Source organism: Haemophilus sp. UMB1048, from assembly GCF_030218125.1.
Taxonomy (GTDB): domain Bacteria; phylum Pseudomonadota; class Gammaproteobacteria; order Enterobacterales; family Pasteurellaceae; genus Haemophilus_D.
In genome coordinates, this window is the sequence record NZ_JASOPB010000211.1 from 1 (window position 1) to 232 (window position 232).

Here is a 232-nt window from a genome sequence, read left to right on the forward strand (position 1 = left end):
GGACTGGCCGCCAAAGCCTGGGTTAACCGACATCAGCAGGATCACATCCAGCTTATCCATAACGTAATCGAGGTAACTCAGCGGCGTTGCCGGGTTGAATACCAGCCCCGCTTTACAGCCATGTTCTTTGATAAGCTGCAGGCTGCGGTCGACGTGTTCAGAGGCTTCCGGATGGAAAGTGATAATGCTGGCGCCGGCTTCGGCAAAATCAGGAATGATGCGGTCGACCGGC

At 55.6% G+C, this 232-nt stretch carries 1 protein-coding gene; it reads right to left on the reverse strand.

Annotated elements, in window-relative coordinates:
- Positions 1-232 (reverse strand): ribulose-phosphate 3-epimerase (locus QP437_RS10505; RefSeq protein WP_369279345.1); only part of this gene is annotated, 232 nt, incomplete at both ends.